The following is a 25,011-nucleotide window of genomic DNA, read 5'->3' as shown; positions in this document are numbered from 1 at the left end:
TATCAATTAATTTGCACATCTGCATATTCGCATATCTGCACATCAAAATCATTTGCACATCTGCACATCAAAAAATCCCCTTCAATCCATCAAATATACTCTCGAAGAAAGTAGGCACCGTTAGGCCGTTATGATGGTTAAAGTACAGGAAGATACAGAAGATAACTATGGCGATTATGATAAACCGTTTAAACATATAGCCCAGTAAAACCAATGCCAATGGTATAATTACCAATAGCATCCAGCTTACATGCATAGGGCGCAGTTTGCCATCTTGCTTGTAGATGTAATACAGCATTGAATGTGTACCGGCATCATTAATATGCTTTACATAAAAAAAGCTTGATTTATCCAGTTTATGGCGATAAAAGGCAGTACCCTTTTCAAATTTCATTTGCTCCTGGAAACCGTTGATAGTGAAAGCAAACACACCATCAACCTTTTCCTGCACGTTACCTGCCGAATCAACTGCAACAATGGCCACCTCGCTATCGGCAAAGGGATTTTCTTTTATAACAAATTGTTTAATAGTTATTGTATCCGCAAAAGCAAAACTGCTTGCAACCAGTATCAGGCAAACAACAAATAATATCTTTTTCATTTTTTAGTATTAGGTTTGAACTTTACAAACAACCCGCAATAAAATTAGTTAATATAATCTTATGATCGGGCTATCAAGATCATTTGAATTAAACTACCTACATAATGCTGTATAACCAATTAATGTTTAAATTTTTAATCTTATTTTTCTTAACAGGATTTACTACCAAAGCCACCCAGGCCAATAATGCTGACAAGATATGCGGCAAATGGATATCATCAAGTAAAAATATTATAGTACTGGTTTACAGAGAGGGCAATACCTTTAAAGGTAAAATGGTATGGTATAAAAACACTGATACCAGCAAAGGCATGGACGAATGGACGGACAAACACAACCCCGATCCGGCTTTAAGAAACCGCAAAATATTAGGATTAAATATATTAAAAGAAATGACTTACTCGCCACAATCTGACAGTTGGGAGAATGGTAAAATATATGATATAGGCAGCGGCCACGAATACAGTGCAGCGGCGCATCTGGGTAAAGATGGCGTACTTAAAGTTACCGGCTACTGGCACTTCAAATTTATTGGCCGCACCATGACGTTTACTAAAGCGTAGTTTAGTGATTAGTTAGAGGTTAGGCCAATCATCGGTAAAGTAAAAAGGTAATGAATTTCAAAATTCATTACCTTTTTTAGTAATTTGGATATCCAAAAAAATCTCTAATCTCTAATTTACTTTCCCAAACTCGCCGTTAGCTTTTATTTGTACTTCATCGCTTAGTATTGGTGAGCTGTATTTAGCGCCAATATTAAAATCAGAACGTTTTATTTCGCCCGTAAGCTGGAAACCTGCATCGGCAGCATTACTCGTCGCTTTAATAATTGTACCACGGTACCATAGGTCCATAGTAACCGATTTAGTCACACCATGTATGGTTAAATTACCTTTTAGTTTAAAATGGTTTGGTGTAGTTTTAGTAATATCGGTACTTGTAAAAGTAATGGTACTGAATTTAGCTACCTCAAAAAAATTCGCGCTTCTTAAATCGTTATCACGTTTTTCAACATCAGTATTAACAGATGCTGTTTGAACTACCAAGGTAAACTTAGCATCACTGAAATCTGGTTGGTTTGTTACAATAGTAACATCAAAATCTTTAAACACACCTTCTACGTCTGATACAGCAAGGTGAGTAATAATAAATTTAAGTTGAGAGTGAGCCTTATCTACCTTCCAGGTAGTTTGGGCAGACACAGCAGTTACTGATAATAACGTTGCTGTTAAAAGGAAAATAATTTTTTTCATTTTTTTGATTTATAGTTTTAATATTTAAAAGTTTGTCTGCATATATATTTAACACATATTTTACTTTATATGTATTTCCCGCTATTTTTTTGGCGCATTTAAATTAGGCAGATTGTTATTGCCTTTTAAATATTTCTCCAAATATTGAAAATTTACGTTCTGTATTAAAAGATAGCTTGCCAGGTCATAAGCCGCTCCGTGTGCCCCTTTTGGATAGATCCGTACGTCAACATCTTTACCGGCCTCTGTTAGTGCTGTAAGTAACTGCATGGTGTTAGCAGGGTGCACATTATCATCACTCATGGAGTGTATCAGCAATAAATGATCTTGCAGGTTAGCTGCATGGGTTAAGGTCGAGCTTTTATCGTAGCCATCCTTATTTTCTTTTGCAAGGCCCATATAGCGCTCGGTATAGATATCATCATACAAACGCCAATCGCTGCCCGCCGAGTTGGCTAAGCCTGCCTTAAACACACCCGGATGAGTAAGCAAAGTGTACACCGTCATGTAACCACCATAGCTGCCGCCCATTATGGCCATATTGCCTTTATCAACAAACGGCAGGGTGTTCATGTACTCAGCCGTCTCTGCAAAATCCTGGCTTTCGTATTTACCTAATTGTTTGTAGCCAATCTTTAAGAAAGCGCTGCCATAATTTGATATGCCACGATTATTCAGATCGACAACAATATACCCGTTTTGGGCCAGCCATTGCTGCCAGGCGTTGCCTGTAAATTTATTATACACCGCGTGCGATTCGGGTCCGCCATAAATGGTAAATACAACCGGGTATTTTTTCTTCGGATCAAAATTAAATGGCTTAATCATGTAGGCATCTAAGGTAGCGCCATCACTGGTTTTTACCTTAAATAATTCGGGTGCCGAGTAAGCGTGCGACTTTACAAACGCGCTAACCCCTGTATTATCTTCCAGCATTTTTAGCGCCTTGCCGCTATCGTCAAATAAACCTACATGGGTAGGTGTGGTTATGTTGCTGTAAGTATCTAAATAATACTTCGTATCCGGCGACATATCAATGGTGTGAAAGCCATCTACATCACTCAATTTCTTTTTGCCGGTGCCATCAAATTTTATCGTATAAAACTCCTGCGCTAAGCCAGATGACTCGGCCGATAAATAATAAATATTTTTGGTCTGCGGATTAATGCCACTCACTTTTATCATATCCCAATCGCCTTTTGTTACCTGGTTAATTAGTTTACCATCATAACTGTAACGATAGATATGGTAATAACCCGAGCGATCTGATACCCAGAAAAACTCTTTAGTTTTTTCGGGGAAGTACACCATATCGTTAACATTGGTATAAAAATCAAATATGGCTACCCAACTGGTATTCTTTTCTTCTAACACTACATGATGCTCGCCGGTTTTTACATTGAAGAAGTATAGCTTCATGTGGTTTTGCTCGCGGTTAAGCGTCATCATGGCTAACACATCAGGGTTGCTTGTCCAATAAATGCGGGGGATATAAAAATCGCCGGTTTCATCCGGCTTTAACCAGATCTTTTTACCCGTAGTTACATCGGCTACGCCTATACGTACAGAAGCATTTTCATCGCCAACCAGTGGCACACGGAAATGTACAATATCGCTATGATGGCCCTCAAAATTGGTCATTTCAAAATCGGGCACCTTACGCTCGTCAAACTGCCAGTAAGCTATGTATTTACTATCAGGCGACCAGTTCCAGGCTTGCGGCTGGCCAAATTCTTCCTCATAAACCCAATCATAGTGGCCGTTAAAGATCGCGTTTTCGCCGGTGGCATCGTTGGTTAATTGTTTCTCTTTACCGGTAGCAAAGTCATATACATACATATTGCCTTTACGCTCAACACCTACCTTTTTGCCATTCGGCGATAACTCTACCGAACGCGCATCCTTAGCGGCTTGTTTTAGTTGTTTACTTTGCAGGTTATAAACATAATAATCGGCTATGCCCGATTTGCGGTAAATGGGCTTAAAGTCTGATTTAAAAACCAGGTTCTTTGAGTCGTGCGACCATTGGAACGATTCGTAATCAAACGGTTTTTTTTTGCCGGGGAAAGTAAGTCCTTTTTTGCTAAAGATCAGTTCGTCTTTTAAAGTGGCTGGTTCCATCGAGCGGATCTCTTCGCCGGCGATGTACGAATATTTTTGTCCATCGTTTATCCAGTTAACACTTGCCGGTCCGCGTTTACCGCTTAGTTTCCCGGCAGCATATACGGCATCTGTAAGGCTTGAATATTCTGCTTTTGATTGTGCCTTTACGGCATAAGGGAATGCGCCCATTAGCGCGAACGCGATGCACAGGTATTGTGCAGATAGTTTTTTCATATAAGAAATCAGTTTGGCTAAAGCTAAAGCATTTATGGCATTTGGACAATTTTATGAGGGATAAATTACACCTAAAGCCGTATATTTACGCTAAACACTAACTAATGATCAAAAAATCGCCCGTACAATCTCTGACTATAATGAACGAGTTGGTGCTGCCCAATGATACCAATACATTAAACAATTTAATGGGCGGGCGTTTGCTACATTGGATGGATATCGCGGCAGCTATATCGGCACAAAAACATTGCAACCGTATTGTAGTGACCGCCTCGGTTGACAATGTATCGTTTAAACACTCTATTAAACTGGGTGATGTGGTAACTATTGAAGCTAAAGTTTCAAGAGCTTTTAATACTTCTGTAGAGGTACGCCTGGATGTTTGGGCGCAGAACATACCATCAGGTACGTTAGTTAAAAGTAATGAGGCCTATTATACTTTTGTAGCGTTGGATAAAGATGGTTCTAAAATAGAGGTGCCGGAACTTGTCCCAGAAACCGCAGAAGAAACCGAATTATACAACGGTGCCCTGCGCCGCCGACAGTTAAGATTGATACTTGGCGGTAAAATGAAAGCTGATGAAGCTACCGAGTTGAAAGCTTTATTTTTTGGGGAACAGAAGTAATTGATCCCTCTCCACCCGTCATTGTTGCGAGGAACGAAGCATTCTCTATACTTGCAAATGTCGTATTTGAACGTGTCGCAGCGTTCTAGGCCGCTAGGACCCTTTACTTCATCAATCTTTTAAACAAGCAGCATTCACGCTTAAAAAGATCCACCGCTCATAGCCGCGGAGGCCTATTTCTTTTTCCTTAGATGAAAAAGAAACAAAAAATCAAGTCAGCCCAATCGCTGCCACTTCACAGGCCAGACACCCGGCCGCGTGGGCTGACAGGTCTCTGCGCTCTTTTTGATTGCTCATTTATACCAGAATGTTGGTTTATTGAGCAAAGTGTCAGCAAAAAAGATTCGGATGAAATTAAGTAAAACAGGTGAGGCTGTGCGGCGGGAAGGGCATAGCAAGTTTTTACTGAAGCGGGGGCTATAGTGCGACAACAGGGGTAAAATAATTGCAGCCGTGGTTTTACTAATTTGCAGCGCAAAAGCCTGAGCGCAGAGAAGCCTCTTTGCTGACTTGATTTTTTGTTACTTTTTGATCAAGCAAAAAGTAAAGGGCACTAGCGGCCTAGAGCGTTAATTAAGCGATAAGTAGCCCTAGGCAAGCACCCAGCCATCAAGACAATATTTTCACCATTTCCCTACTCAAAATATCCAAAACACTCTGCTTAACATCACCAAAAAACGACACCCCGGCTGCGCCATTTTTTAGCGCCAGCCTTATGCTTTCAGCAATTTCATCATCGCTTTTAAAGTCAGATAAATAAAGGCCGGCATATAGCGGGAATGCGCCACTTAGAAAGTGTACACCCTCGGTAACGGCATCGCCTATCCAGGTTACTTTTTCTTTATAGAAGCCATGATAAGTCATCGGGAAAACAGCGTCAAGTTTCCAGTTTGTCCAGTCTTGCCGCACGTTGCGCCGGGCAATCTCGGGTGTAGGGAATACCGCCGCTGTTATCATTTTTTTATGCTGATGTGCTACAGCCGATAAGCTGTTAACTATCCGCGTTATATTATTATACCTGAATAACCGCCACGATAGGCTGGCTTCAGGGTATTGGATGCTATCTATATCGGCACCGTATTGCTCTTTAAATTTTGCTTTGCACACCTCGCAATAGCAATAATCATATTCTGGCAGTTCTTTGGTTTGGTCGATGTTGTAATTGGCCCATAAATTAACCGGCAATATCACATCGCAATAGCGCACATAATCCAGATGTATGCCGTCAACATAATCTTTATCTAACGTGTCGCTTACATATTTTTCTAAATGCTGCATCACCTCCGGGCGAGATGGACATAGCCAACGATAATAATTTACATAAGGCGGTTTATCAGCGCACGAGTCGCCTTTGCGGTTTTTGCTGTACCAGTCGGGATGCTCAGTTACTAGGTCGGGCTGGTTCATTGTCCACATCCAGCGATGCGCCTCTAAACCCATGGCCTTAGCCGCGCGGAAGTGGCGCTCACTATCATACTCAAAAAACAACCCGGCTATTCCGGCAGTTTTAAAGGCGGCATAGCGGGTTTTAATATTATCATCCGTATCAAGCTTGTTAGGGCGTACCCAGATCCAGTTTTTGTGTTTTACTTTACGTTTTGCCACGCTAATGGCTGCCGAACTTTGCAGCGGCAATTGCGCTGCCGCCCCCATTAATAAACCTACTTTTAAAAACTCGCGCTTGTTCATCTGCTTTAATTTATTTCACTGATCAGTCCATCCTGGTTGATGGACCATCCGGTATTCTCGTATCCATCTTTTATAGATACCATAAACTGATGGGCCGTTGCCTCCATCCTTACATCATTTATACGGCTGGCTATATAAATCACCTTACCTATATCAAGATCTTTTAAAGTGGCTATGTAGTTATGATGCTCGTCCGCCCATTTCTTTTGTTTATAATATGCCAGCCATAAATATTGCTTTTGCTGCTCTGCATAAGACGGGACAAAGTCTGCATTTGTATATGCTTTGTTAAACAATAAATAGCCCCAGCGCTCCGGGTAGTGCATATTGATAATCCCTTGCGGCGACCATACCCAGTTATGCTCGGGCAGGTTACGGCCATTGCTATCTTTTGCTTTAACGTATTTGCCATCAATAACATTAGTGTCCCACTCTACCCGCGAAAAATTGATGCGCCAGGTAACGCCCTCTGCAGGTGTCTGAATATTATTGCCGATGCTGATGGCGCGGTATGGGATAGCCATTTCTATAGTCCAGCCCTTGTCAACATCAGCCGCATTATTTAGTGTGCCCAATACTTTTACTGCCGACTTTAACCCCGGCGCGTTCCAACCGAACATGGCGCTGCCGCCATTGCGGTACGGCTTATTTAAAAATAGGTCGAACACGGTATTGAGCGCGTTAAACTCTAGCTCGAAATATTGGTGGGTAGTGTTGTTTGGATCGATAAATACTTCGAAGTCGTTATCAAAAAACACGATCTGATCGTGCTGTTTGATGTTGGCCCAAACATGTGGGTCCATAATTTTAGCGGCTATATAGAGGCAGGTGTCGCCCCAAAGCATTTTAACATTGGTTTGCAGCTTAGGCTCGGGTTTTAGGTCGCCCTCTATATCACGGAAATTATCGGTCCACGGGGCTTGCTGCCAAACAGCATCATTTATATCGCCATCAATAACCGGCGGCGTTTTTACATAATTAACCGTATAGATTTTGGGTGGAGTAAATAAATTTTCGAACCCTTTAAACGGCGATTGTGCCCTTAGGCTAACCGGCAATAGCAATAAAATAATTAAAGTTAACCGGCTATTCATTTTATGATGGATTAACTACCTAGCTCAACAATGCGGTCAAATTCCTCGCGTTTAAGGCCTATTACCGACAGACGCCCCTGACGTACAAGGCCGATGTCTTTAAGACGTTCGTCGGCTTTTATTGTTGCCAGGGTAACCGGGGTTTTCAATGTCTCAACTGGCGACAACTCAACAACCAACCAGTTTGGATCTGTAGTGGTAGGGTCCTGGTAAGATTCTTTAACAACTTTGGCAATACCGACAACTTCTTTACCCTCATTACTGTGATAAAACAGCACCAGGTCGCCTTCTTTCATTTCGCGTAAATTATTACGTGCCTGGTAGTTACGTACGCCGTCCCAAAAGGTGCGGCCATCCTTATTAAATTTTTCCCAGCTATATTTATGCGGCTCTGATTTTACTAACCAATGGTTCATAGTTGTGCTTAAAGTTATGCAGTAAAGCTATTAAAAACGGGATGAAATAAAAAGCGGGTTGGTGTAAAGTTTTGGCCTACTGCTCAAGACTTAATGCAATATTTTAAACATCAACTCCTTCATCAACCCACCATGGTCGGTGTTTGACTCAACGCCTTTGCTCTTCACATCATACTCGCGCAGGTAGCTGATGATCTGCATGGTTTTGCCGTAAGGATAGCTGCGCGCGGCCTGCTCATAGTCTTTCACAAAAAATGGGCTGATGCCCAGCTCGCGCGCCAGGTTTTGCTGTGATTTATCACGCGAGTAATGATACATCAACACCTTGGTGAAAAAGTTATTGAGGTTGCCCAGCACCAATACTATAGGGTTTGCCTTTGGATTGGCCTCGAAGTAGTTAATGATCTGGTTAACTTTTAAAGCGTCCTTTTTACCGAGGGCGCTTTGCAGCTCAAATACATTATATTCTTTGCTTATGCCAATGTTGTCATGGATGTGCTTTAGGGTGATCTCCTGCCCTGCCGATACGTTAAGCATTAGCTTATCCAGTTCATTTACAATTTTGGATAGGTCGTTACCTAAATACTCAGCCAGCATCAATGAGGCTTGCTGATTAATTTTATAATTCTTTTCGGTTAAATAACCTTCAATCCACGCGGGTATCTTACTATCATACAAAGCTGCCGATTCAAAAACCAACCCGTTTTTCTCTATCGCTTTATAGGTTTTTTTGCGCTTATCAAATTTGCCGTATTTATAGCAAAACACCAGTATAGTACTTGGCAGCGGGTTTTCTAAATAGCTCAATAATGGATTGATACTTTTTTTATCATCGCTCTCGGTGCCCCATTTCATTTCCTGGGCTTCTTTTACCAATACTACCTGGTAATCGGCCATCATGGGGTAACGCTTGGCGGCGTTAAGTACGGTCATTATATCAGTGTCCTTACCGTATAGTACGGTTTGGTTAAAGCCTTTCTCGGCATCTGGGAGTAACTTATGCTCTATATGGTTGCCTACCAGGTCAATAAAATAGGGTTCATCTCCATGTAAAAGGTAAAGCGGTTTGTATTTACGGTTGGTTAAATCTTTTATTATATCGGCAGCGGTCATTAAGTCAAAAGTAAAAATTCAAAAGGCAAAAAAACATAGTGTGAACAAATAGATTTGACAACTTTTAAAAAGTTGTCAAATCTAAATAATGAATAACGCTTTTGAATTTTTACTTTTGATTTTTGACTTAACTTAAATGCTGCAACCCTTAAATCTGCCACCCTATCCTTTTAAAATAACCGATCAGGACGGACAGCTGAGTTTATTTGATGAAATAAGGAAACGAAACATCATCATCACTCCCGAAGAATGGGTGCGCCAGCATTTTGTACAGTACCTGATCGGGCAAAAAAATTACCCTAAAAGCTTAATAAAACTAGAGGGCGGGCATAAGCTGCACGGCAAGCAAAAACGATCTGATATACTGGCTTTTAACTCGGCAGGTGATAAAATCTTATTGGTTGAATGTAAAGCGCCTTCTGTTGCTATTGATCAAAAAGTATTTGACCAGGTGGCGCGTTACAACATTGTACATAAAATAGCTTTATTGGCGGTTACCAACGGCCTGCAACATTATTATTGCCGCATAAACTTCGAGCTACAGAATTACCAATTTATTGAGGAATTACCAGAGTATCAGAAAATTTAAACTTACCGGTAGACGATTTTGCTACCAGCATCTTTATTTTCTCGAACAACTCGTTAGGTTTAAATGGTTTCGAAACGTAATCATTCATACCCGATTCCTGCACACGTTCCCTTATATCAAACAAAGCTGAAGCTGTTAAGGCGATAATTGGAATACTTGATTTTTGATGGTCGGCCATTTTACGTATCTCTTTGGCCGCGTCAAAACCGTTCATTACCGGCATTTGCAGGTCCATTAAAATAATATCGAAATTACCGTATTGTACTAACTCAACCGCACGTTCGCCATTTTCGGCAATAGACGGTACGATGCTCCATTTAGAAAGCAGCTTCTTCATCAGCATCACATTCACCGGGTTATCTTCGGCAATAAGCATGCGGATAGCGCTTAGTGTTTCGTCATTTTCTGTAGCATGTTGTGGCTGATTATCAGAAGGTTCAAATACTTCGGTTGATACCGGGAATTCCATATTGAATGAAAACTCAGACCCCACACCCGGCTGGCTGTTTACTTTAATTTTTAAGCCCTGTAACTCTAGCAAACGTTTAACAATGGCCAAACCTAAACCCGTACCACCATACTGACGGGTTGTACTTAGTGACTCCTGTATAAATGGTTCGAAAATAATATCCAGGCGATCTTTCTCAATACCTATACCGGTATCCTTTACCAAAAAATTAACGGTTACACGGTTATGCCTATCTTCAATACAGGTTGCTTTAACCCATATATTTCCATCGGCCGTGAATTTAAGAGCATTGCTTACCAGGTTAAAAACTATCTGGGTTATACGGGTAGGATCACCAAATAATACTTTTCTGCTTAGTATGCTATCAACATCTAATTTAAATAAAAGGCCTTTTGTCCGGGCGGTCATCATTTGCCCGCCGCAAATATTTTGCATCAATTCAACCATGTTGAATTTGATATTTTCAAAAACAAGTTTGCCCGATTCTATTTTGTTAAAGTCGAGCACATCATTAACAATAGATAATAAGTTACCTGCCGAAAACTTTAACACTTCCAGGTTTTCTTTTTGATCTGGCCGTGGGTTACCGGTTATTAATAAATTACTCATCCCGATAACGGCATTCAATGGTGTCCTGATCTCATGAGACATGGTAGACAAGAAATCTGATTTTGCCTCGGATGATTTTTGGGCCTTTTCCATAGCCGATTCAAACTCGGCTGTTAAACCGCTTTGTTTATCGCTGGTTTCTTTAAGCTGTGTTATAGTCTTGATAAAAGCTTTGTAGAAATGGCTATGTATAAACGCTATCAGGATGAAGCAGGCAGCAATGGCTATAATGGTGGTAGTTTCGTCTACTTTCTCCGGCTTAAATGGCGGCACATAGTTGTTACTATATTGAAGTAACGCCAGTGTTAACACGGGTACTACATTAAGCAACGAATAGATCAACCCCGCTTTTTGCCCCAGCATATAAAAGCCGAACAGCATTATCATTATAATAACCTCAACTGTAACTACATCAACATTTTGGATAGCAATAAAAATATCAATGATGTTAACTATAGTTGCAACAATCAAGATCAAATGCGCGATCAGCATCCACCGCGGCTTGTAAGTAAGAAATTTAAAAAGGACCGCCGAAGCTAGAAACATTATACCTGTAGTAATACTCAGGATAATATGGCGCTGGTATAAAACATCAGCCAGGATCACAAACAGGGTGAAAAATGCTAATGCGAGGCCATAATACAACAAACGCAAGCGGGCATTGTCAAGAATAGACAGATCCTTTGAAAGGATCTTATCGAGCGATAAGTTAAAAAACCGTACTTTCTTGTTCATAACCAATTGTTTTAGCGTTGCTGCTATAACAATGGATTTGTAAATTAATGATTTGTAATCAATCCATTAATTTAGAAAGTTCAACGATAGCTTACTACCACTAATACAATTAGTTTGCCAATCCTGACAATCCCTCTTCAATGATCTTTAATTTGGCTTCCGCATCGGCTTTCTTTTTTTGCTCGGCCTCAATTATCTCCGGCTTGGCATTACTCATAAAGCGTTCGTTAGTTAATTTTGCATTAACCGATCTTAAAAACCCAATTAAATAATCCTTTTCTTTTTGCAGCCTTTCTGTTTCGGCTGCAACATCAATATTCTCGTTCAAAGGCACAAAAAACTCATCGGTTGATACTAAAAAACTGCTTGCACCAGTCACTTTATCATTTACAAAATTTAACTCGCTTAGGTTGGCTAGCTTGCTTAATATTGCTTTATATGCTAAGTAATTAATCCCCGAATTTGCTTTAACAGAAAGCACCAGCGCCTCTTTTGGCGATATTTGTTTGCTGTTACGAATATTTCTAACCTGCGTTATAATTTGTTTTACGTTTTCAACATCAGCCAATAGGCGGGAATTAATTTCCCCATTAATTGGCAATTGGGCAACAATACAACAATCAAGCCTATCGCGCTCGCCAAACAACTCGTCATGCCATAGCTCTTCGGTTATAAAAGGCATAAACGGATGAAGTACTTTCAGGATGTTTTCAAAGAAAGCAATGGTACGTTTATAAGTTTCACTATCTATGGGTTGCAGGTAAACCGGCTTTATCATTTCAAGGTACCAGGCACAGAAATCGTCCCATACCAGTTTGTATGTCGCCATCAAAGCTTCTGATAATCGGTATTGCCCAAAGTTATCTTCAATCTCTATCATCGCCTGGTTAAAGCGGCTATCGAACCAATCAATAGCAACCTGGTTAGGGTTTGTTAAACTATTATCAACTTCCCAACCTTTAACTAAGCGGAACGCGTTCCAAACCTTATTGTAAAAATTACGGCCCTGCTCGCAATAGCTGTCATCAAACATCAGGTCATTACCGGCAGGCGAGCATAACAGCATACCTACCCTAACGCCATCGGCACCGTATTGACCAATCAAATCTAAAGGATCTGGCGAGTTGCCTAATTGTTTTGACATTTTACGGCCCAGTTTATCCCGAACGATACCCGTCAGGTAAACATTTTTAAACGGTATCTCGCCCCTAAACTCGTGCCCGGCCATGATCATACGTGCTACCCAAAAGAATAAGATTTCGGGCGCGGTAACCAAATCGTTGGTTGGGTAATAGTAATTGATATCGGCATTATCAGGGTTCTTAAACCCATCAAAAACAGATATCGGCCATAACCATGATGAGAACCAGGTGTCAAGGACGTCTTCGTCCTGTACCAAATCTTCAATTCTTAAATCTTGATTCTTGATTCTTGATTTTTCAAATGCTTCTTCTCTTGTTTTAGCAATAATATATTCGCCATTTGGCAGGTACCATGCCGGTATTTGTTGCCCCCACCAAAGCTGCCTGCTAATGTTCCAATCCCTCACATTCTCCATCCAGTGGCGGTAGGTATTGATAAATTTTTCGGGGATCAGTTTAATATCGCCATTCAGCACATAATCCAGCGCGGGTTTAGCCATCTCATCCATCTTGCAAAACCATTGCATAGATAGTTTGGGCTCAATAACCGCATTGGTACGTTCAGAAAAACCAACCTGCGATTTATATTCTTCCACTTTATCCAGCGCACCTGCTTCTTCCAGCATTACCGCAATTTTTTTACGTGCTGCAAAGCGGTCCTCGCCTACTAATATTTGCGCTTTTTCATTTAGTGTACCATCATCGTTTAAAATATCAATAACAGGCAGATGATGTTTTTGGCCCAGTTCATAATCATTCAGATCATGCGCCGGCGTAACCTTTAAACAGCCGGTACCAAAATCCATGGTAACATAATCATCCAGTATAACCGGTATTTCGCGGTTTATTAACGGGATGAAAACTTTTTTGCCATGCAAATGCATATACCGCTCATCATTAGGGTTGATACAGATAGCCGCATCTGCCATAATAGTTTCGGGCCGTGTAGTAGCTATAGTTAAATAGCGAGCGGTAAGCGGTGAGTGATGTGTAGCAACACTTTCACTCATCATTGACAACTCATCAACTACTACCTGATACCTTATATAATAAAGTTTTTGATTAACTTCTTTACGTATAACTTCCTCATCACTAACCGCGGTTTTCCCATGCGGATCCCAGTTAACCATGCGGATACCACGGTATATCAGACCTTTTTTATACAGGTGGATAAACGTATCAATTACCGCTTCTGATAAATTATCGTCCATGGTAAACTTGGTACGCTCCCAATCGCATGAAGCGCCTAGTTTTTTAAGCTGATCCAGTATAATGCCGCCGTATTTTTCTTTCCACTCCCAGGCATAGTCTAAAAACTCAGGGCGGGTAAGATCTTTTTTGCTGATGCCACGCTCTTTAAGCATGGCAACTACTTTAGCTTCGGTAGCTATGCTGGCGTGGTCTGTACCGGGTACCCAGCAGGCGTTTTTGCCTTTCATACGGGCACGGCGTATCAGTACATCTTGTATGGTGTTGTTTAACATATGCCCCATGTGCAGCACCCCGGTAACATTTGGGGGTGGTATTACAATGGTATAAGGTTCGCGGTCATCAGGTACTGATCTGAAAAAGTTGTTCTCTAACCAGTAACTGTACCATTTCTCTTCGGCTTCTTTAGGCAAATATGTTTTAGCAATACTCATAAGGGCACAAAAATAGCGTTTTGGATTAAAAGTTTATGGATTGATTGATGTTAATGTAGCCTCACCCTAAACCCTCTATCCAAAAGAGAGGGACTTCTTAATTACACGAATAATTGTGTCACCATCTTTACGCCTTTTTCTTCGTATCTTACATACCCAATTTTAGTTCTTTGTCATATTGATCTTCAATAAAACCTGCAATTACTATTAGCGTAAATATTGCCTTGGTAAAAATTATTTTTACTTAAAATACTGTTATACAAGTATTTAAGTAAAATACTTGCTACCAGTATAACCCTCAATACCTGAAAAACACCATAAATTACTACCGGTAAAAGCAGTGATACCCGAAAAACGATATAATTTACTACCGGTAAAAGCGTGAATACCCAAAAAACTGTAAATTTACTACCGGCTAAAACATTGACATTGGTGTGAAAAAATTTCGCTGTAGGGCAGAATGGTAATCGCCGTTTAATTTATCAGGCTAATTATTTAACATATACTTAAATTTACTATTATTGCATTAATAACTGACTCAATTATTATCATGAAAATAAAACTTAGCCGTTTAATTGTGGGGAGTGCTATATGCATTACCGCCAGTGCTTTTGTTATTGATAACATAAAGCCAAAACCCAAAATGAAATTTATTGACCCGGAAAACATGGACAAGTCCATAAAACCCGGCGATGATTTTTACGAATACGCTAACGGAGCGTGGATTAAAAAACACCCTATCCCTGCAAAAGAAACCCGTTGGGGGGCCTTTAATATTTTGGCTCAGGAAAACACCGATCACCTTGTAGGCTTGCTTAAAGATGCCGGCAAAAAACCGGGATTAAAAGGAAGTGTAACGCAACGTGTCGGCGATATGTATACCGCCGGTATGGACACTTTAACCATTGAAAAACGTGGCTACGAACCTATTAAAGCAGACTTAGAACGCATTGCGCGTATAAAAACTACTGACGATGTAGTAACCGAAGCCACCTACGAACGTACACACGCCATTGCGGGCCCTTTATTTGCCTTTGGTGTAGGCCCTGACTCCAAACATCCAAACGTAAACATTGTAAGCTTTTATCAGGGTGGTACTACATTGCCGGATCGTGATTATTATTTAAAAGATGATGCCCGTACCCTTAAAATACAAAACGCTTATAAACAATACATCGTTAACCTGTTTACGTTTAGCGGAACAGATACCAAACAAGCAGTTAAAAATGCCGATATTATTTTCGGCATTGAAACAAAATTAGCCAAAGCACAACTAAGCCGTACCGAGCTGCGCGACCCTAACAGAAGCTATCATAAATTTTCTGTTATCGATTTTCAAAAAACAACCCCGCACTTTAAATGGGTTAAGCTAATGGTTGATATGAAAGCGCCGGGACAAGACAGCATTATTGTTGGTCAGCCGGACTTTTTTAAGACAACAGATGATTTAGTTGGTTCGACCACCGTTGATGATTTGAAAACCTATTTATCATGGGGAATATTAAAAGGCGCCGCAGGCTCATTAAGCTCGCCATTTGTTAAAGCATCATTTGATTTTACCAGCGTACTAACCGGGCAGAAAGTACAAACACCACGCAAAGAGCGCATGGCATCATTAATTGACGGCAGCATGGGCGAATTATTGGGCCAGCTTTACGTTGAGAAATACTTTAAGCCTGCTGCAAAAACTTATATGATAAACCTGGTAAACAATCTTAAAAGTGTTTTAGGCGACCGTATAAAACGTGTTGAATGGATGAGCGATGAAACTAAAGCAAAAGCCCTTAAAAAACTAGCAGCCTTTAGCGTTAAAATTGGCTACACTGATAAATGGGAAGAATATAAAGGATTAGTTATTGAGCGTGACGATTATTTTGGCAATTTAAAACGTATTGGCCAATGGCGTTATAACTTTAACGTTAGCCAATTAGGCAAACCGGTTGATAAAAAACGTTTTAACATGACACCGCCGACCGTAAATGCTAACTACAGCCCTACTAAAAACGAAATTACGTTCCCGGCAGGTATATTACAGTTCCCGTTCTTTGATTTTGCTGCTGATGATGCCGTAAATTACGGAGCTATAGGCGCGGTTATCGGGCATGAAATGACCCACGGTTTTGATGACCAGGGCAGACAATATGATGCCGATGGCTCATTGCATGACTGGTGGACAAAAGCTGATGCGGATAAATTTAAATCGCGTGCGGACAGAGTTGTTGAGCAATTTAATGGCTATACCGTAAACGATACTATCCACATTAATGGCCGCTTAACCTTAGGCGAGAACCTTGCAGATTTAGGCGGTATAAATGTTGCTTACGAAGCATTTAAGAAAACCAAACAAGGAAAATCAAATGTAAAAATTGATGGATTTACACCTGATCAGCGTTTCTTCCTTTCATTCGCGCAAGTATGGAGAGGATTGGCCCGTCCCGAAACATCCGCACAATTAGTATTGACAGATCCGCACTCACCGGGTCAATACCGTGCTTTTGCAGCCTTAACCAATATTGATGCCTGGTACAAAGCATTTAATGTACAACCCGGCGATAAACTATATAAAAAGCCGGAGGATAGAATAAAGGTTTGGTAAAAGCTTACTAAGATATAAATGGGGCCTGCATATCTAACAGGCCCCTATTTATATCTTAACATAGTTTATGATATAGCGCCGTATAAGTATTGATGAATAAATACGGGCATATATTGCTTTAGAGGGATAAAATAACCGCTTGTAGATCAGTTATCTTTTCAAATCCTTTATCCATGGTAAACAAAGGTAAGTCAAAATATATTGCAGTAGCGGCAATAACAGCATCTGGTAACTTCACCTTAAATTTCGATCTGATGTCTATTGTAATATCTTTTATCGCGGGTTCAATATCCCAACATGACACTTAGATAAAAAAGTTTTGAGCAATGCTTTGTCTGAGGGAGCAATATTGGGAAAGCTTAACACTTCAATTTCAGAAATTATTGACACAAATAAATTACGATTGGTAATCAATTTTTCTACCTCAGTAACCCCATTAAATAAATTAATTATTAAAGAAGTATCAATAACAATATTATCGCCATTCATCCCTCATTTTTAATTGATATTCAAGGCCGTCGATACCAAATTTTATTTTACCGAAAAAGTCATTCAAATTTATTGGGAGCTTTTTTTGAGGGAGCTTTTTTAAAGCTTCATCAAGTTGAGTACGACTGGTTGTTTTATTAACTTCAATTACCTTTGCCATATACAAATATACTTATTGATATTGAAAAAACTAAAACGTTTTTTAGATCAAACAATTTACAAATTATAGTTCATTATATAATAGTTCATTATATAAATATGTAATTATATTGCTTGCGATTATGATAGTACTACCACCTCGGCCGTTTATCCTCGTCAGCCGATATGATACCGATACAGTTTTCAACCATTGCCATATAGTCCAGAAGGACGGCTTCGCCACCATTTTTTCCTTTCAATTTATATACTTTTAAAGTGAAACACCCTTAAACACGCAAAGTCTTAAACAGCATAGCAGGCAGATCTGACGCGAGTTTTATATCTTTACATCCAATGATCATTCATCAATTTTATGATAGGGGTTTGGCCCATGCGTCCTATGCCATCATACGGGATGGAAAAATGGTAGTGATCGATCCATCGCGCGACCCGCAGCCTTATTATGATTTTGCCAAATTGCATGAAGCCGATATTAAGGGTGTAATTGAAACGCACCCTCATGCTGATTTTGTGAGTTCGCATTTAGAGATACACCAAACAACCGGCGCTATAATTTATAACAGCAAATTAGTGGGTGCCACCTATCCGCACGAAGGTTTTGATGATGGCGATATACTCCATTTAGCTGATATCAAATTAAAAGCTATCAATACACCTGGCCATTCGCCCGATTCTATTTGCATTTTATTGCAGGATGAAGAAGGGATTGATAAAGCCATATTTACAGGCGATACAATGTTTGTTGGCGATGTTGGCCGTCCCGATTTAAGAGAACATGCGGGCAACATCACCGCAAAAAAAGAAGAGCTTGCCAAACAACTATACCATTCGCTGCGCGAAAAAATAATGGTATTGCCGCATCCTATTACGGTTTATCCTGCACATGGGCCGGGATCGCTTTGCGGCAAAACAACCAGCCCTGATCTGTATACTACCATTGGTCGCGAGGTAAAAGAGAACTACGCGCTGCAACCAATGACCGAACAGGCTTTTGTTCAGCTAATCACAAACGACCAACCCTTTGTACCGCACTATTTTGGTTTTGATGTCGATCTGAATAAAAAAGGTGCACCAGGGTTTAAGAAAAGCATTGATGCTATTGTAAGAACCAATGTTGTTATTGAACAAAATGCTATAGTAATTGATATCCGCCTTAAAGATGAATTTAGAAAAGGCCATTTAAAAGGCGCTATTAACTTGCAGGATGACGAGAAATTTGAAACCTGGCTGGGCTCCATATTACAACCCGAAGAGCAATTTTATTTAATTGCCGATACCAATGAAGCACTTGATATTGTCATACAAAAAGCCGCCAAAATAGGTTACGAACAAAATATCAAGGCGGCAATAGCAATGCCGCATAACGCTGCACTACAATCGACAAATATTGACCGGGATGATTTTAAATCCTCACCAGAACGATATACGATAGTTGATGTGCGCAATTGGAGTGAAATTAACGGAGGAAAAATATTCAATAATGCCTTACCTATTCCACTTCCTGAATTACGTGACCGCATCGCCGAAATACCTGCCGATAAACCAATTGTAGTACATTGCGCGGCGGGTTATCGCTCGGCAGCGGCTACCAGTATTATTGCCGGTAAAATAACATCCGTACCGGTTTATGATTTAAGCGAGGCGATAGTTGAGATCATGGCTAATGGTTCAAACGCTATGAACTCTTAACCATGAACAATGAACTAACAATAGTACAAACCGCCGATGGCTCGAACACCATTTACAATCCGCAGGTTGGTGAAACCTACCATTCACGTCACGGGGCTTTGCAGGAAAGTCAGCATGTGTTTTTACAATCGGGCTTACAATATTTTTTAGAAACAACCTCTACCCAACAAATATCCATACTAGAAGTTGGTTTTGGAACCGGTCTCAACTTTTTGCTAACCGCGGATTTTTGCATGGGCCAAAAAATAAATCTAGAATATACAGGTATTGAAGCCTATCCGCTAAACCATGAAATGATAAGCGATACGGGATATGAGCAATACACATCGCCAGAAATATGGAGGGAGTTTATTACTAATTATCCCTCTGCCCTACACTCATCAACAAAATTAAACCCGTACTGCCAACTGCAAATTGCCAACTGCCAACTGCTAAACTTTCAATCAGACACACAATTTGACGTAATTTACTTTGACGCCTTTGCCGCCATACATCAACCCGAAATGTGGAACGAGGAAGCAATTGGCCATACCGTTAAATTTTTAAAACCAGGCGGCGTTTTTGTAACCTATGCTATTACCGGCAATCTTAAACGCATGTTAAAGGGCCTGGGCCTGCAAATACAAAAAATACCCGGCGCGGCAGGTAAACGCGAAATGCTTAGAGCAGTTAAGTAGATGTGCAAATATGCAGATGCGTGGATGTGCAGATGCTTGTCAAATCTATAAATTGCCTATCCTCTCATTAAAAAAATCTGCACATTTGCATATCAGCACATTTGCACATCTAAAAACATGGCATTAACTCCACCTATATCTGCATCAAATCCCGCAACCGCTTTTGAACGTTTATTGACTATTATGGACGATCTGCGCTTAAATTGCCCATGGGATAAAAAGCAAACACTTGAAAGCCTTAGGCACTTAACTATTGAGGAAGTTTATGAACTGTCAGATGCTATTTTGAGTGCCGATATGCCCGAATTAAAAAAGGAATTAGGTGACGTTATGCTGCATTTAGTTTTTTACGCGCGAATAGCATCCGAAGGCAACCATTTTAATATTACGGACGTACTTAACAGTATATGCGATAAGCTAATAAACCGCCACCCGCACATTTATAGCAATGTTGAAGTTAATAACGAGGATGATGTTAAACGCAACTGGGAGCAGATAAAGCTAAAAGAAGGCAACAAATCTGTTTTAGGTGGTGTACCATCATCATTACCTGCATTGGTAAAAGCATCGCGTATTCAGGAAAAAGCCCGGGGTGTTGGGTTTGACTGGGAAGAAAAAAGCCAGGTATGGGCAAAGGTTGAAGAAGAACTGCAAGAGTTTAAAAATGAATTTAATGTCGAGGATGGAAACGCGATAGACCATGAAAAAGCAGAAAGCGAATTTGGCGATCTGTTATTCTCATTGATCAATTACGCGCGTTTTATAAACATTAACCCGGAGGATGCATTAGAAAAAACAAATCGCAAGTTTATTAAGCGATTTCAATATCTGGAGAATAAGGCAGCCGAAAACGGCAAACAATTGCATAATATGAGCCTTGCCGAAATGGATATATTTTGGGAGGAGGCCAAAAAAATATAAACGTTAAAATGATAAACTGGAGTTGGGTATCCCCCAAATAGATCATGAAAGGTAAATTTATTTATTTATTACCCTTGCTATTACTATTGGCAGTTGCCTGCTCCAAGAATTATTATAATCCGGATACCGACCCCAATAAGAAAGGTTATCCGTTGGGTAATTTTACCGGTAATTTTGTAAGCATACACAAAAAATACAAGCCAACAAGATATGATACCACTACTGCAGCTTTAAAACTTACATTATCAACAAATACCGGTTTTAATGTTGCCGGTGATACGGCAACTATACATGCAGGCAGCTATGGCAGCTTTAGCGAAGATTTTGTTAATATGGCGTTTTATGATATTACTTACCCCATAATTTACAAAGCGAAGAAAACTCATTTATCGGGTTTTTATACCTACACATATGATGGGGTTAATTTAAAAATAGCAAGCGGTATGCAATCCGATACGTTAACCAACTTTTATTATTTCACAAAAACGAATTAAGATCCCCAATTATATACCCCTGATTAGTAAGGCCTGAACTTAACATTAAGTTCAGGCTTTTTAGTGATCATTTAAACTGTATAGCCTTAACCGGCGAGATTTTAGATACCAGCATAGACGGGATGATTAATACTACCAAACAGATCACCATAGTGCCGATGTTTAATAAAACAACATCCATCCAGTTTGTTTGTATAGGTACAAACGTCATGTAATAGGATGTGGCATCAAGTTTAAAAACGTGTGTTTTAAACTGGATCCAGCTTAAGCCCAAACCAAATAGGTTGCCAAATATTAATCCAAGGCCAATAAGGTAAGAGGCGTTATATAAAAACACTTTTTGTATATTCCAGTTGCTGGCACCCATTGCTTTTAATATCCCTATCATCGCGGTACGCTCCAATATCATTATTAATAATGCCGATATCATATTAATTACTGCTACTATCAGCATTAAAACAAGCATTACACGGGCATTAACATCCAGCAATGGCAGCCATTCAAATATCAACGGGAAGTTTTCAAAAACGGTAGTATATTTAAGTCGGGGGGGCAAACTGTTATCAACAACTTTAGCTGCCTGCTCTAATTGATCAAAATCGGCTACCCTGAGTTCGTAACCGCCAATTTCATCCGTGCTCCAATTATTTAGCCTTTTTATTAATGAAATATCGCCTATAACATAGGTCTTATCAATTTCTTCAACGCTGGTATCAAATATCCCAACCACTTTAAATGGCCGTCTCCTTAAAGGCTGCTGCACAAAATACATCATCAAGGCATCGCCTAGTTTAAGTTTTAACCTATTGGCGGTAGTTTGCGATATCATGATCTGCCTTTTTGATTCGGCAGTATCCGTAAAGTTAATTACCGTACCCGCAACCAGGTTGGCCCTTAAAAAATCCCATCTATAGGAGTTATCAACCCCTTTAAGCACAACGCCCTCAATTTCATTATGTGCTTTAATAATGCCCGGTTTAGTTGCAAAAGGCATTATATGTGTAATTGCTTTACTGCGTTTAACCTGTTTTACAAAAGTATCGGCTTTTATAAATGGCGTGTTTTCGTACGATCCATTAAGGTCATATTTTATAACTTTAATATCACCATCAAACCCGCGCACTTTTTCACGTATCTCGCTTTTAAATCCACGTATAATGGCTAATGAAAGTATCATTACGCCAAGGCCCAGCGTAATGCCCGCAATAGCTATGCGCACAATCAGTTTTGAAAATGTGCGTTTTGATTTAAATGAAATGCGGCCGGCTATAAATGATGCAAAATTCAATGCAGTATGTTTTTTTGTAACTTAGCAAATATGCGGTTTTACCGCTTAAAATGATATTTTTAAATTGAAAGGGGTATCGCTATTTATGATAAGGTTAAAATATTTTTTTCTGTTAATGCTGATAGCGCCACTAATACCGTGTATTACAGTTGCCTACAGCAAACCAAGTGTCCCGTTAAGGTATTCTCACCACAAAATCGAAAAGAAAATCATCCCCGGTGCCGATCAAACTAAACTATATGTAAACTATCTGAAAGGGAAAAATATTGCGATGGTGGTTAACCAAACCTCAATTATTGGTGATCACAAAGTTGCAAGTGTCGATAGTCTTCTAAAATTAGGGATAACAATTAAAAAAATCTTCGGCCCCGAGCATGGGTTTAGAGGTAATGCCAGCAACGGTGCCCATATAGATGATGCTGTAGATGCCCATACCGGCCTACCTGTTATATCATTATATGGCAAACACTATAAACCCACTCCTGACGACCTTAATGGCATCAACCTGGTTATATTTGACATACAGGATGTAGGCGCGCGCTTTTATACTTATATATCAACCCTGCATTATATAATGGAAGCCTGCGCCGAAAATAATATTGAATTGATGATATTAGACAGGCCAAACCCTAACGGAGCAATTGTAGACGGACCAATATTAGACACCGCCAAGTATCGCTCATTTGTAGGTATGCATCCTATACCCATATCTCACGGAATGACCATTGCCGAATATGCTCAAATGATAAACGGCGAAGGCTGGTTAAAAAATCATGTACAATGCAAGTTAAAAATTATTAAAGTTGCTAATTATACCCATGGGGCTACTTACGTTTTGCCTATAAACCCATCTCCTAATTTAAATACCAATCAATCTATTTTGCTGTACCCAAGTGTATGTTTATTTGAGGGGACAACCTTGAGTTTAGGCAGAGGCACAATGGTGCCGTTTTTGGTGGTTGGGAGTCCATTATTAAAAGGTAAATACAACTATTCATTTACCCCGGTAAGCATCGCCGGAATGAGTGAGGCCCCACCACAAAAAAACCAGGTTTGCTATGGTATTGATCTGAGTAATTACAATACAGATAATATTAAAAAAAGCGGCCACATTAACTTGTCGTGGTTAATTGAATTGTATAAGATTTTCCCGGATAAGGCGCACTTTTTTAATGCTTATTTTACCAAATTAGCTGGGACAGAAGAGCTAAGAAAACAGATCGAATCGGGCCGGTCCGAAACCGAAATACGTCGAAGTTGGGAGCCCGCTTTGAACCAATTTAAGATTACCCGAAGCAAATATTTATTATATCCATAAAACGGCTTAGGTACGCATTGTCATTTAAACAATTTTTGGCGTTTTTACTTATTATAAGTATAAACTATCAGATAAAGTTGTTATATTATCACCATGAAACCATTATGAGTTTCTGCTAAAAATCATATCCGATGAAAATTGTATTTATGGGCACGCCCCAGTTTGCTGTGGCATCATTAGACGAATTGATTAAAGCTGGTTCTGAAATTGCCGGAGTAATAACCGCGCCTGACAAACCAGCGGGCCGTGGGCAAAAGGTAACCGAGTCGGCAGTAAAGCAGTATGCTGTTGCTAACGGCTTGCGTATTTTACAACCTACCAACCTAAAGGACCCTGAATTTTTAGCAGAACTAAGATCACTAGATGCCGACTTGCAAGTGGTGGTAGCTTTCCGTATGCTGCCCGAAGAGGTTTGGAACATGCCGGATAAAGGCACCATAAATTTACATGCTTCATTGCTGCCCCAATACCGCGGCGCGGCCCCGCTTAACTGGGTATTGATAAATGGCGAAAAAGAAAGCGGTGTTACCACGTTTTTCCTGAAACATGATATTGATACCGGCAATGTTTTATTTACAGAGAAAGTAACCTTAACCGGCCATGAAACCGCCGGCGAATTGCATGACCGCCTGATGAACAAAGGCGCAGGCCTGTTGGTAAAAACTGTAAAGGCTGTTGAGAGCGGCAGGTATAATGAACACCCGCAATTTACCCTGCTAACTGAGAATATCGAACTAAAAACAGCACCCAAAATCTACAAAAACGATTGCAAGATCAACTGGAACCTGCCGGTAACATGGGTTTATAACTTTATCCGTGGCCTAAGCCCTACTCCTGCAGCTTTTACCGAGTTAAACAGTAAAACGTTTAAAATATACAGGTGTGAGTTCCAGGAAACAGAGCCGGGCATACAACCGGGCGCTTTTTTAACAGATAACAAGACTTATTTAAAATTTGCCGCGCAGGATGGTTTTATCAGTGTAACTGATATACAGTTGGAAGGTAAAAAACGGATGGAAATTGGGGAGTTTTTAAGAGGGGTGAAATTGTAGGTTAACATTGCA

At 40.1% G+C, this 25,011-nt stretch carries 22 protein-coding genes; 10 read left to right on the top strand and 12 right to left on the bottom strand.

The window, feature by feature from the left end; genetic code table 11:
• Positions 1-67: 67 nt before the first annotated feature.
• On the bottom strand, positions 68-601 hold the full coding sequence (locus JWQ34_RS03385) for a hypothetical protein (protein WP_299353922.1): 534 nt from the start codon (positions 599-601) through the stop codon (positions 68-70).
• A gap of 122 nt (positions 602-723) precedes the next feature.
• Between JWQ34_RS03385 and JWQ34_RS03380 the strand changes: the two genes are divergently transcribed.
• Complete coding sequence (locus JWQ34_RS03380) at positions 724-1,164, top strand: DUF2147 domain-containing protein (protein WP_299353919.1); 441 nt, start codon at positions 724-726, stop codon at positions 1,162-1,164.
• 111 nt (positions 1,165-1,275) lie between these two features.
• Here the strand turns inward: JWQ34_RS03380 and JWQ34_RS03375 are convergent, their stop codons facing one another.
• Positions 1,276-1,854: a YceI family protein gene (locus tag JWQ34_RS03375; protein WP_299353917.1), complete on the bottom strand. Its 579-nt coding sequence runs from the start codon at positions 1,852-1,854 to the stop codon at positions 1,276-1,278.
• An 81-nt stretch (positions 1,855-1,935) separates the two neighbouring features.
• Positions 1,936-4,191 carry a S9 family peptidase gene (locus JWQ34_RS03370; protein ID WP_299353915.1) on the bottom strand — a complete coding sequence of 752 codons (2,256 nt, stop codon included), beginning with the start codon at positions 4,189-4,191 and terminating at the stop codon, positions 1,936-1,938.
• A 104-nt stretch (positions 4,192-4,295) separates the two neighbouring features.
• On the opposite strand from JWQ34_RS03370, the gene JWQ34_RS03365 reads away from it, so the two are divergent.
• A complete protein-coding gene (locus JWQ34_RS03365) occupies positions 4,296-4,817 on the top strand; it encodes an acyl-CoA thioesterase (protein ID WP_299353912.1) in 522 nt (173 codons plus the stop codon).
• A gap of 609 nt (positions 4,818-5,426) precedes the next feature.
• Here JWQ34_RS03365 and JWQ34_RS03360 read toward each other — a convergent pair.
• The 4 genes from JWQ34_RS03360 to holA all read right to left on the bottom strand — a co-directional run bounded on the left by JWQ34_RS03360 (position 5,427) and on the right by holA (position 9,129).
• A complete protein-coding gene (locus JWQ34_RS03360) occupies positions 5,427-6,506 on the bottom strand; it encodes a family 10 glycosylhydrolase (protein ID WP_299353909.1) in 1,080 nt (359 codons plus the stop codon).
• Positions 6,507-6,511: 5 nt separating this feature from the next.
• Positions 6,512-7,600 carry a carbohydrate-binding family 9-like protein gene (locus JWQ34_RS03355; protein WP_299353906.1) on the bottom strand — a complete coding sequence of 363 codons (1,089 nt, stop codon included), beginning with the start codon at positions 7,598-7,600 and terminating at the stop codon, positions 6,512-6,514.
• A gap of 11 nt (positions 7,601-7,611) precedes the next feature.
• Positions 7,612-8,016, bottom strand: coding sequence for an EVE domain-containing protein (locus tag JWQ34_RS03350; protein WP_299353903.1), 405 nt, complete (start codon positions 8,014-8,016; stop codon positions 7,612-7,614).
• A gap of 90 nt (positions 8,017-8,106) precedes the next feature.
• Positions 8,107-9,129, bottom strand: a complete 1,023-nt coding sequence (gene holA, locus JWQ34_RS03345) for a DNA polymerase III subunit delta (protein ID WP_299353900.1) — start codon at positions 9,127-9,129, stop codon at positions 8,107-8,109.
• Between the two features lie 136 nt (positions 9,130-9,265).
• Between holA and JWQ34_RS03340 the strand changes: the two genes are divergently transcribed.
• On the top strand, positions 9,266-9,718 hold the full coding sequence (locus JWQ34_RS03340; RefSeq protein ID WP_299353897.1) for a type I restriction enzyme HsdR N-terminal domain-containing protein: 453 nt from the start codon (positions 9,266-9,268) through the stop codon (positions 9,716-9,718).
• Here JWQ34_RS03340 and JWQ34_RS03335 read toward each other — a convergent pair.
• Positions 9,684-11,531, bottom strand: coding sequence for an ATP-binding protein (locus JWQ34_RS03335; RefSeq protein ID WP_299353894.1), 1,848 nt, complete (start codon positions 11,529-11,531; stop codon positions 9,684-9,686). The genes JWQ34_RS03340 and JWQ34_RS03335 overlap by 35 nt on opposite strands.
• 109 nt (positions 11,532-11,640) lie before the next feature.
• On the bottom strand, positions 11,641-14,316 hold the full coding sequence (locus JWQ34_RS03330; RefSeq protein ID WP_299353892.1) for a valine--tRNA ligase: 2,676 nt from the start codon (positions 14,314-14,316) through the stop codon (positions 11,641-11,643).
• Positions 14,317-14,866: 550 nt separating this feature from the next.
• Here JWQ34_RS03330 and JWQ34_RS03325 point away from each other — a divergent pair.
• Positions 14,867-16,912 carry a M13 family metallopeptidase gene (locus JWQ34_RS03325; protein WP_299353889.1) on the top strand — a complete coding sequence of 682 codons (2,046 nt, stop codon included), beginning with the start codon at positions 14,867-14,869 and terminating at the stop codon, positions 16,910-16,912.
• A 118-nt stretch (positions 16,913-17,030) separates the two neighbouring features.
• Here the strand turns inward: JWQ34_RS03325 and JWQ34_RS19115 are convergent, their stop codons facing one another.
• Entirely contained in the window at positions 17,031-17,150 is a 120-nt protein-coding gene (locus tag JWQ34_RS19115; RefSeq protein WP_367278588.1) for a hypothetical protein, read from the bottom strand.
• Positions 17,151-17,387: 237 nt separating this feature from the next.
• A complete protein-coding gene (locus JWQ34_RS03320) occupies positions 17,388-17,561 on the bottom strand; it encodes a hypothetical protein (protein ID WP_299353886.1) in 174 nt (57 codons plus the stop codon).
• Between the two features lie 332 nt (positions 17,562-17,893).
• On the opposite strand from JWQ34_RS03320, the gene JWQ34_RS03315 reads away from it, so the two are divergent.
• From JWQ34_RS03315 to JWQ34_RS03300, 4 genes are all read left to right on the top strand, one after another.
• On the top strand, positions 17,894-19,249 hold the full coding sequence (locus JWQ34_RS03315) for an MBL fold metallo-hydrolase (RefSeq protein WP_299353883.1): 1,356 nt from the start codon (positions 17,894-17,896) through the stop codon (positions 19,247-19,249).
• 2 nt (positions 19,250-19,251) lie between these two features.
• Positions 19,252-19,926, top strand: a complete 675-nt coding sequence (mnmD, locus tag JWQ34_RS03310; RefSeq protein WP_299353878.1) for a tRNA (5-methylaminomethyl-2-thiouridine)(34)-methyltransferase MnmD — start codon at positions 19,252-19,254, stop codon at positions 19,924-19,926.
• Positions 19,927-20,043: 117 nt separating this feature from the next.
• Complete coding sequence (mazG, locus tag JWQ34_RS03305; protein WP_299353875.1) at positions 20,044-20,847, top strand: nucleoside triphosphate pyrophosphohydrolase; 804 nt, start codon at positions 20,044-20,046, stop codon at positions 20,845-20,847.
• Between the two features lie 44 nt (positions 20,848-20,891).
• Positions 20,892-21,341 carry a hypothetical protein gene (locus tag JWQ34_RS03300; RefSeq protein WP_299353873.1) on the top strand — a complete coding sequence of 150 codons (450 nt, stop codon included), beginning with the start codon at positions 20,892-20,894 and terminating at the stop codon, positions 21,339-21,341.
• Between the two features lie 67 nt (positions 21,342-21,408).
• Here JWQ34_RS03300 and JWQ34_RS03295 read toward each other — a convergent pair whose 3' ends face one another.
• Positions 21,409-22,629, bottom strand: a complete 1,221-nt coding sequence (locus JWQ34_RS03295) for an FtsX-like permease family protein (RefSeq protein WP_299353870.1) — start codon at positions 22,627-22,629, stop codon at positions 21,409-21,411.
• An 85-nt stretch (positions 22,630-22,714) separates the two neighbouring features.
• Between JWQ34_RS03295 and JWQ34_RS03290 the strand changes: the two genes are divergently transcribed.
• Together JWQ34_RS03290 and fmt are read left to right on the top strand one after the other, a co-directional pair.
• Entirely contained in the window at positions 22,715-23,947 is a 1,233-nt protein-coding gene (locus JWQ34_RS03290) for a DUF1343 domain-containing protein (RefSeq protein ID WP_299353867.1), read from the top strand.
• A 131-nt stretch (positions 23,948-24,078) separates the two neighbouring features.
• Complete coding sequence (gene fmt / locus JWQ34_RS03285) at positions 24,079-24,999, top strand: methionyl-tRNA formyltransferase (protein WP_299353864.1); 921 nt, start codon at positions 24,079-24,081, stop codon at positions 24,997-24,999.
• The last annotated feature ends 12 nt before the right edge of the window (positions 25,000-25,011 follow it).

Source organism: Mucilaginibacter sp. (genome assembly GCF_028288185.1).
Taxonomy (GTDB): Bacteria; Bacteroidota; Bacteroidia; order Sphingobacteriales; family Sphingobacteriaceae; genus Mucilaginibacter.
The sequence above is the reverse complement of the archived record's forward strand: the minus strand, read 5'-3'. Positions and strand labels throughout refer to the sequence as shown.

Bases quoted from the DNA above. Each gene is read 5' to 3' on its own strand.
- JWQ34_RS03385 (WP_299353922.1), bottom strand. From the start codon at position 601: ATGAAAAAGATATTATTTGTTGTTTGCCTGATACTGGTTGCAAGCAGT.
- JWQ34_RS03380 (WP_299353919.1), top strand. From the start codon at position 724: ATGTTTAAATTTTTAATCTTATTTTTCTTAACAGGATTTACTACCAAA.
- JWQ34_RS03375 (WP_299353917.1), bottom strand. From the start codon at position 1,854: ATGAAAAAAATTATTTTCCTTTTAACAGCAACGTTATTATCAGTAACT.
- JWQ34_RS03370 (WP_299353915.1), bottom strand. From the start codon at position 4,191: ATGAAAAAACTATCTGCACAATACCTGTGCATCGCGTTCGCGCTAATG.
- JWQ34_RS03365 (WP_299353912.1), top strand. From the start codon at position 4,296: ATGATCAAAAAATCGCCCGTACAATCTCTGACTATAATGAACGAGTTG.
- JWQ34_RS03360 (WP_299353909.1), bottom strand. From the start codon at position 6,506: ATGAACAAGCGCGAGTTTTTAAAAGTAGGTTTATTAATGGGGGCGGCA.
- JWQ34_RS03355 (WP_299353906.1), bottom strand. From the start codon at position 7,600: ATGAATAGCCGGTTAACTTTAATTATTTTATTGCTATTGCCGGTTAGC.
- JWQ34_RS03350 (WP_299353903.1), bottom strand. From the start codon at position 8,016: ATGAACCATTGGTTAGTAAAATCAGAGCCGCATAAATATAGCTGGGAA.
- holA (WP_299353900.1), bottom strand. From the start codon at position 9,129: ATGACCGCTGCCGATATAATAAAAGATTTAACCAACCGTAAATACAAA.
- JWQ34_RS03340 (WP_299353897.1), top strand. From the start codon at position 9,266: ATGCTGCAACCCTTAAATCTGCCACCCTATCCTTTTAAAATAACCGAT.
- JWQ34_RS03335 (WP_299353894.1), bottom strand. From the start codon at position 11,531: ATGAACAAGAAAGTACGGTTTTTTAACTTATCGCTCGATAAGATCCTT.
- JWQ34_RS03330 (WP_299353892.1), bottom strand. From the start codon at position 14,316: ATGAGTATTGCTAAAACATATTTGCCTAAAGAAGCCGAAGAGAAATGG.
- JWQ34_RS03325 (WP_299353889.1), top strand. From the start codon at position 14,867: ATGAAAATAAAACTTAGCCGTTTAATTGTGGGGAGTGCTATATGCATT.
- JWQ34_RS03320 (WP_299353886.1), bottom strand. From the start codon at position 17,561: ATGGCAAAGGTAATTGAAGTTAATAAAACAACCAGTCGTACTCAACTT.
- JWQ34_RS03315 (WP_299353883.1), top strand. From the start codon at position 17,894: ATGATCATTCATCAATTTTATGATAGGGGTTTGGCCCATGCGTCCTAT.
- mnmD (WP_299353878.1), top strand. From the start codon at position 19,252: ATGAACAATGAACTAACAATAGTACAAACCGCCGATGGCTCGAACACC.
- mazG (WP_299353875.1), top strand. From the start codon at position 20,044: ATGGCATTAACTCCACCTATATCTGCATCAAATCCCGCAACCGCTTTT.
- JWQ34_RS03300 (WP_299353873.1), top strand. From the start codon at position 20,892: ATGAAAGGTAAATTTATTTATTTATTACCCTTGCTATTACTATTGGCA.
- JWQ34_RS03290 (WP_299353867.1), top strand. From the start codon at position 22,715: ATGATAAGGTTAAAATATTTTTTTCTGTTAATGCTGATAGCGCCACTA.
- fmt (WP_299353864.1), top strand. From the start codon at position 24,079: ATGAAAATTGTATTTATGGGCACGCCCCAGTTTGCTGTGGCATCATTA.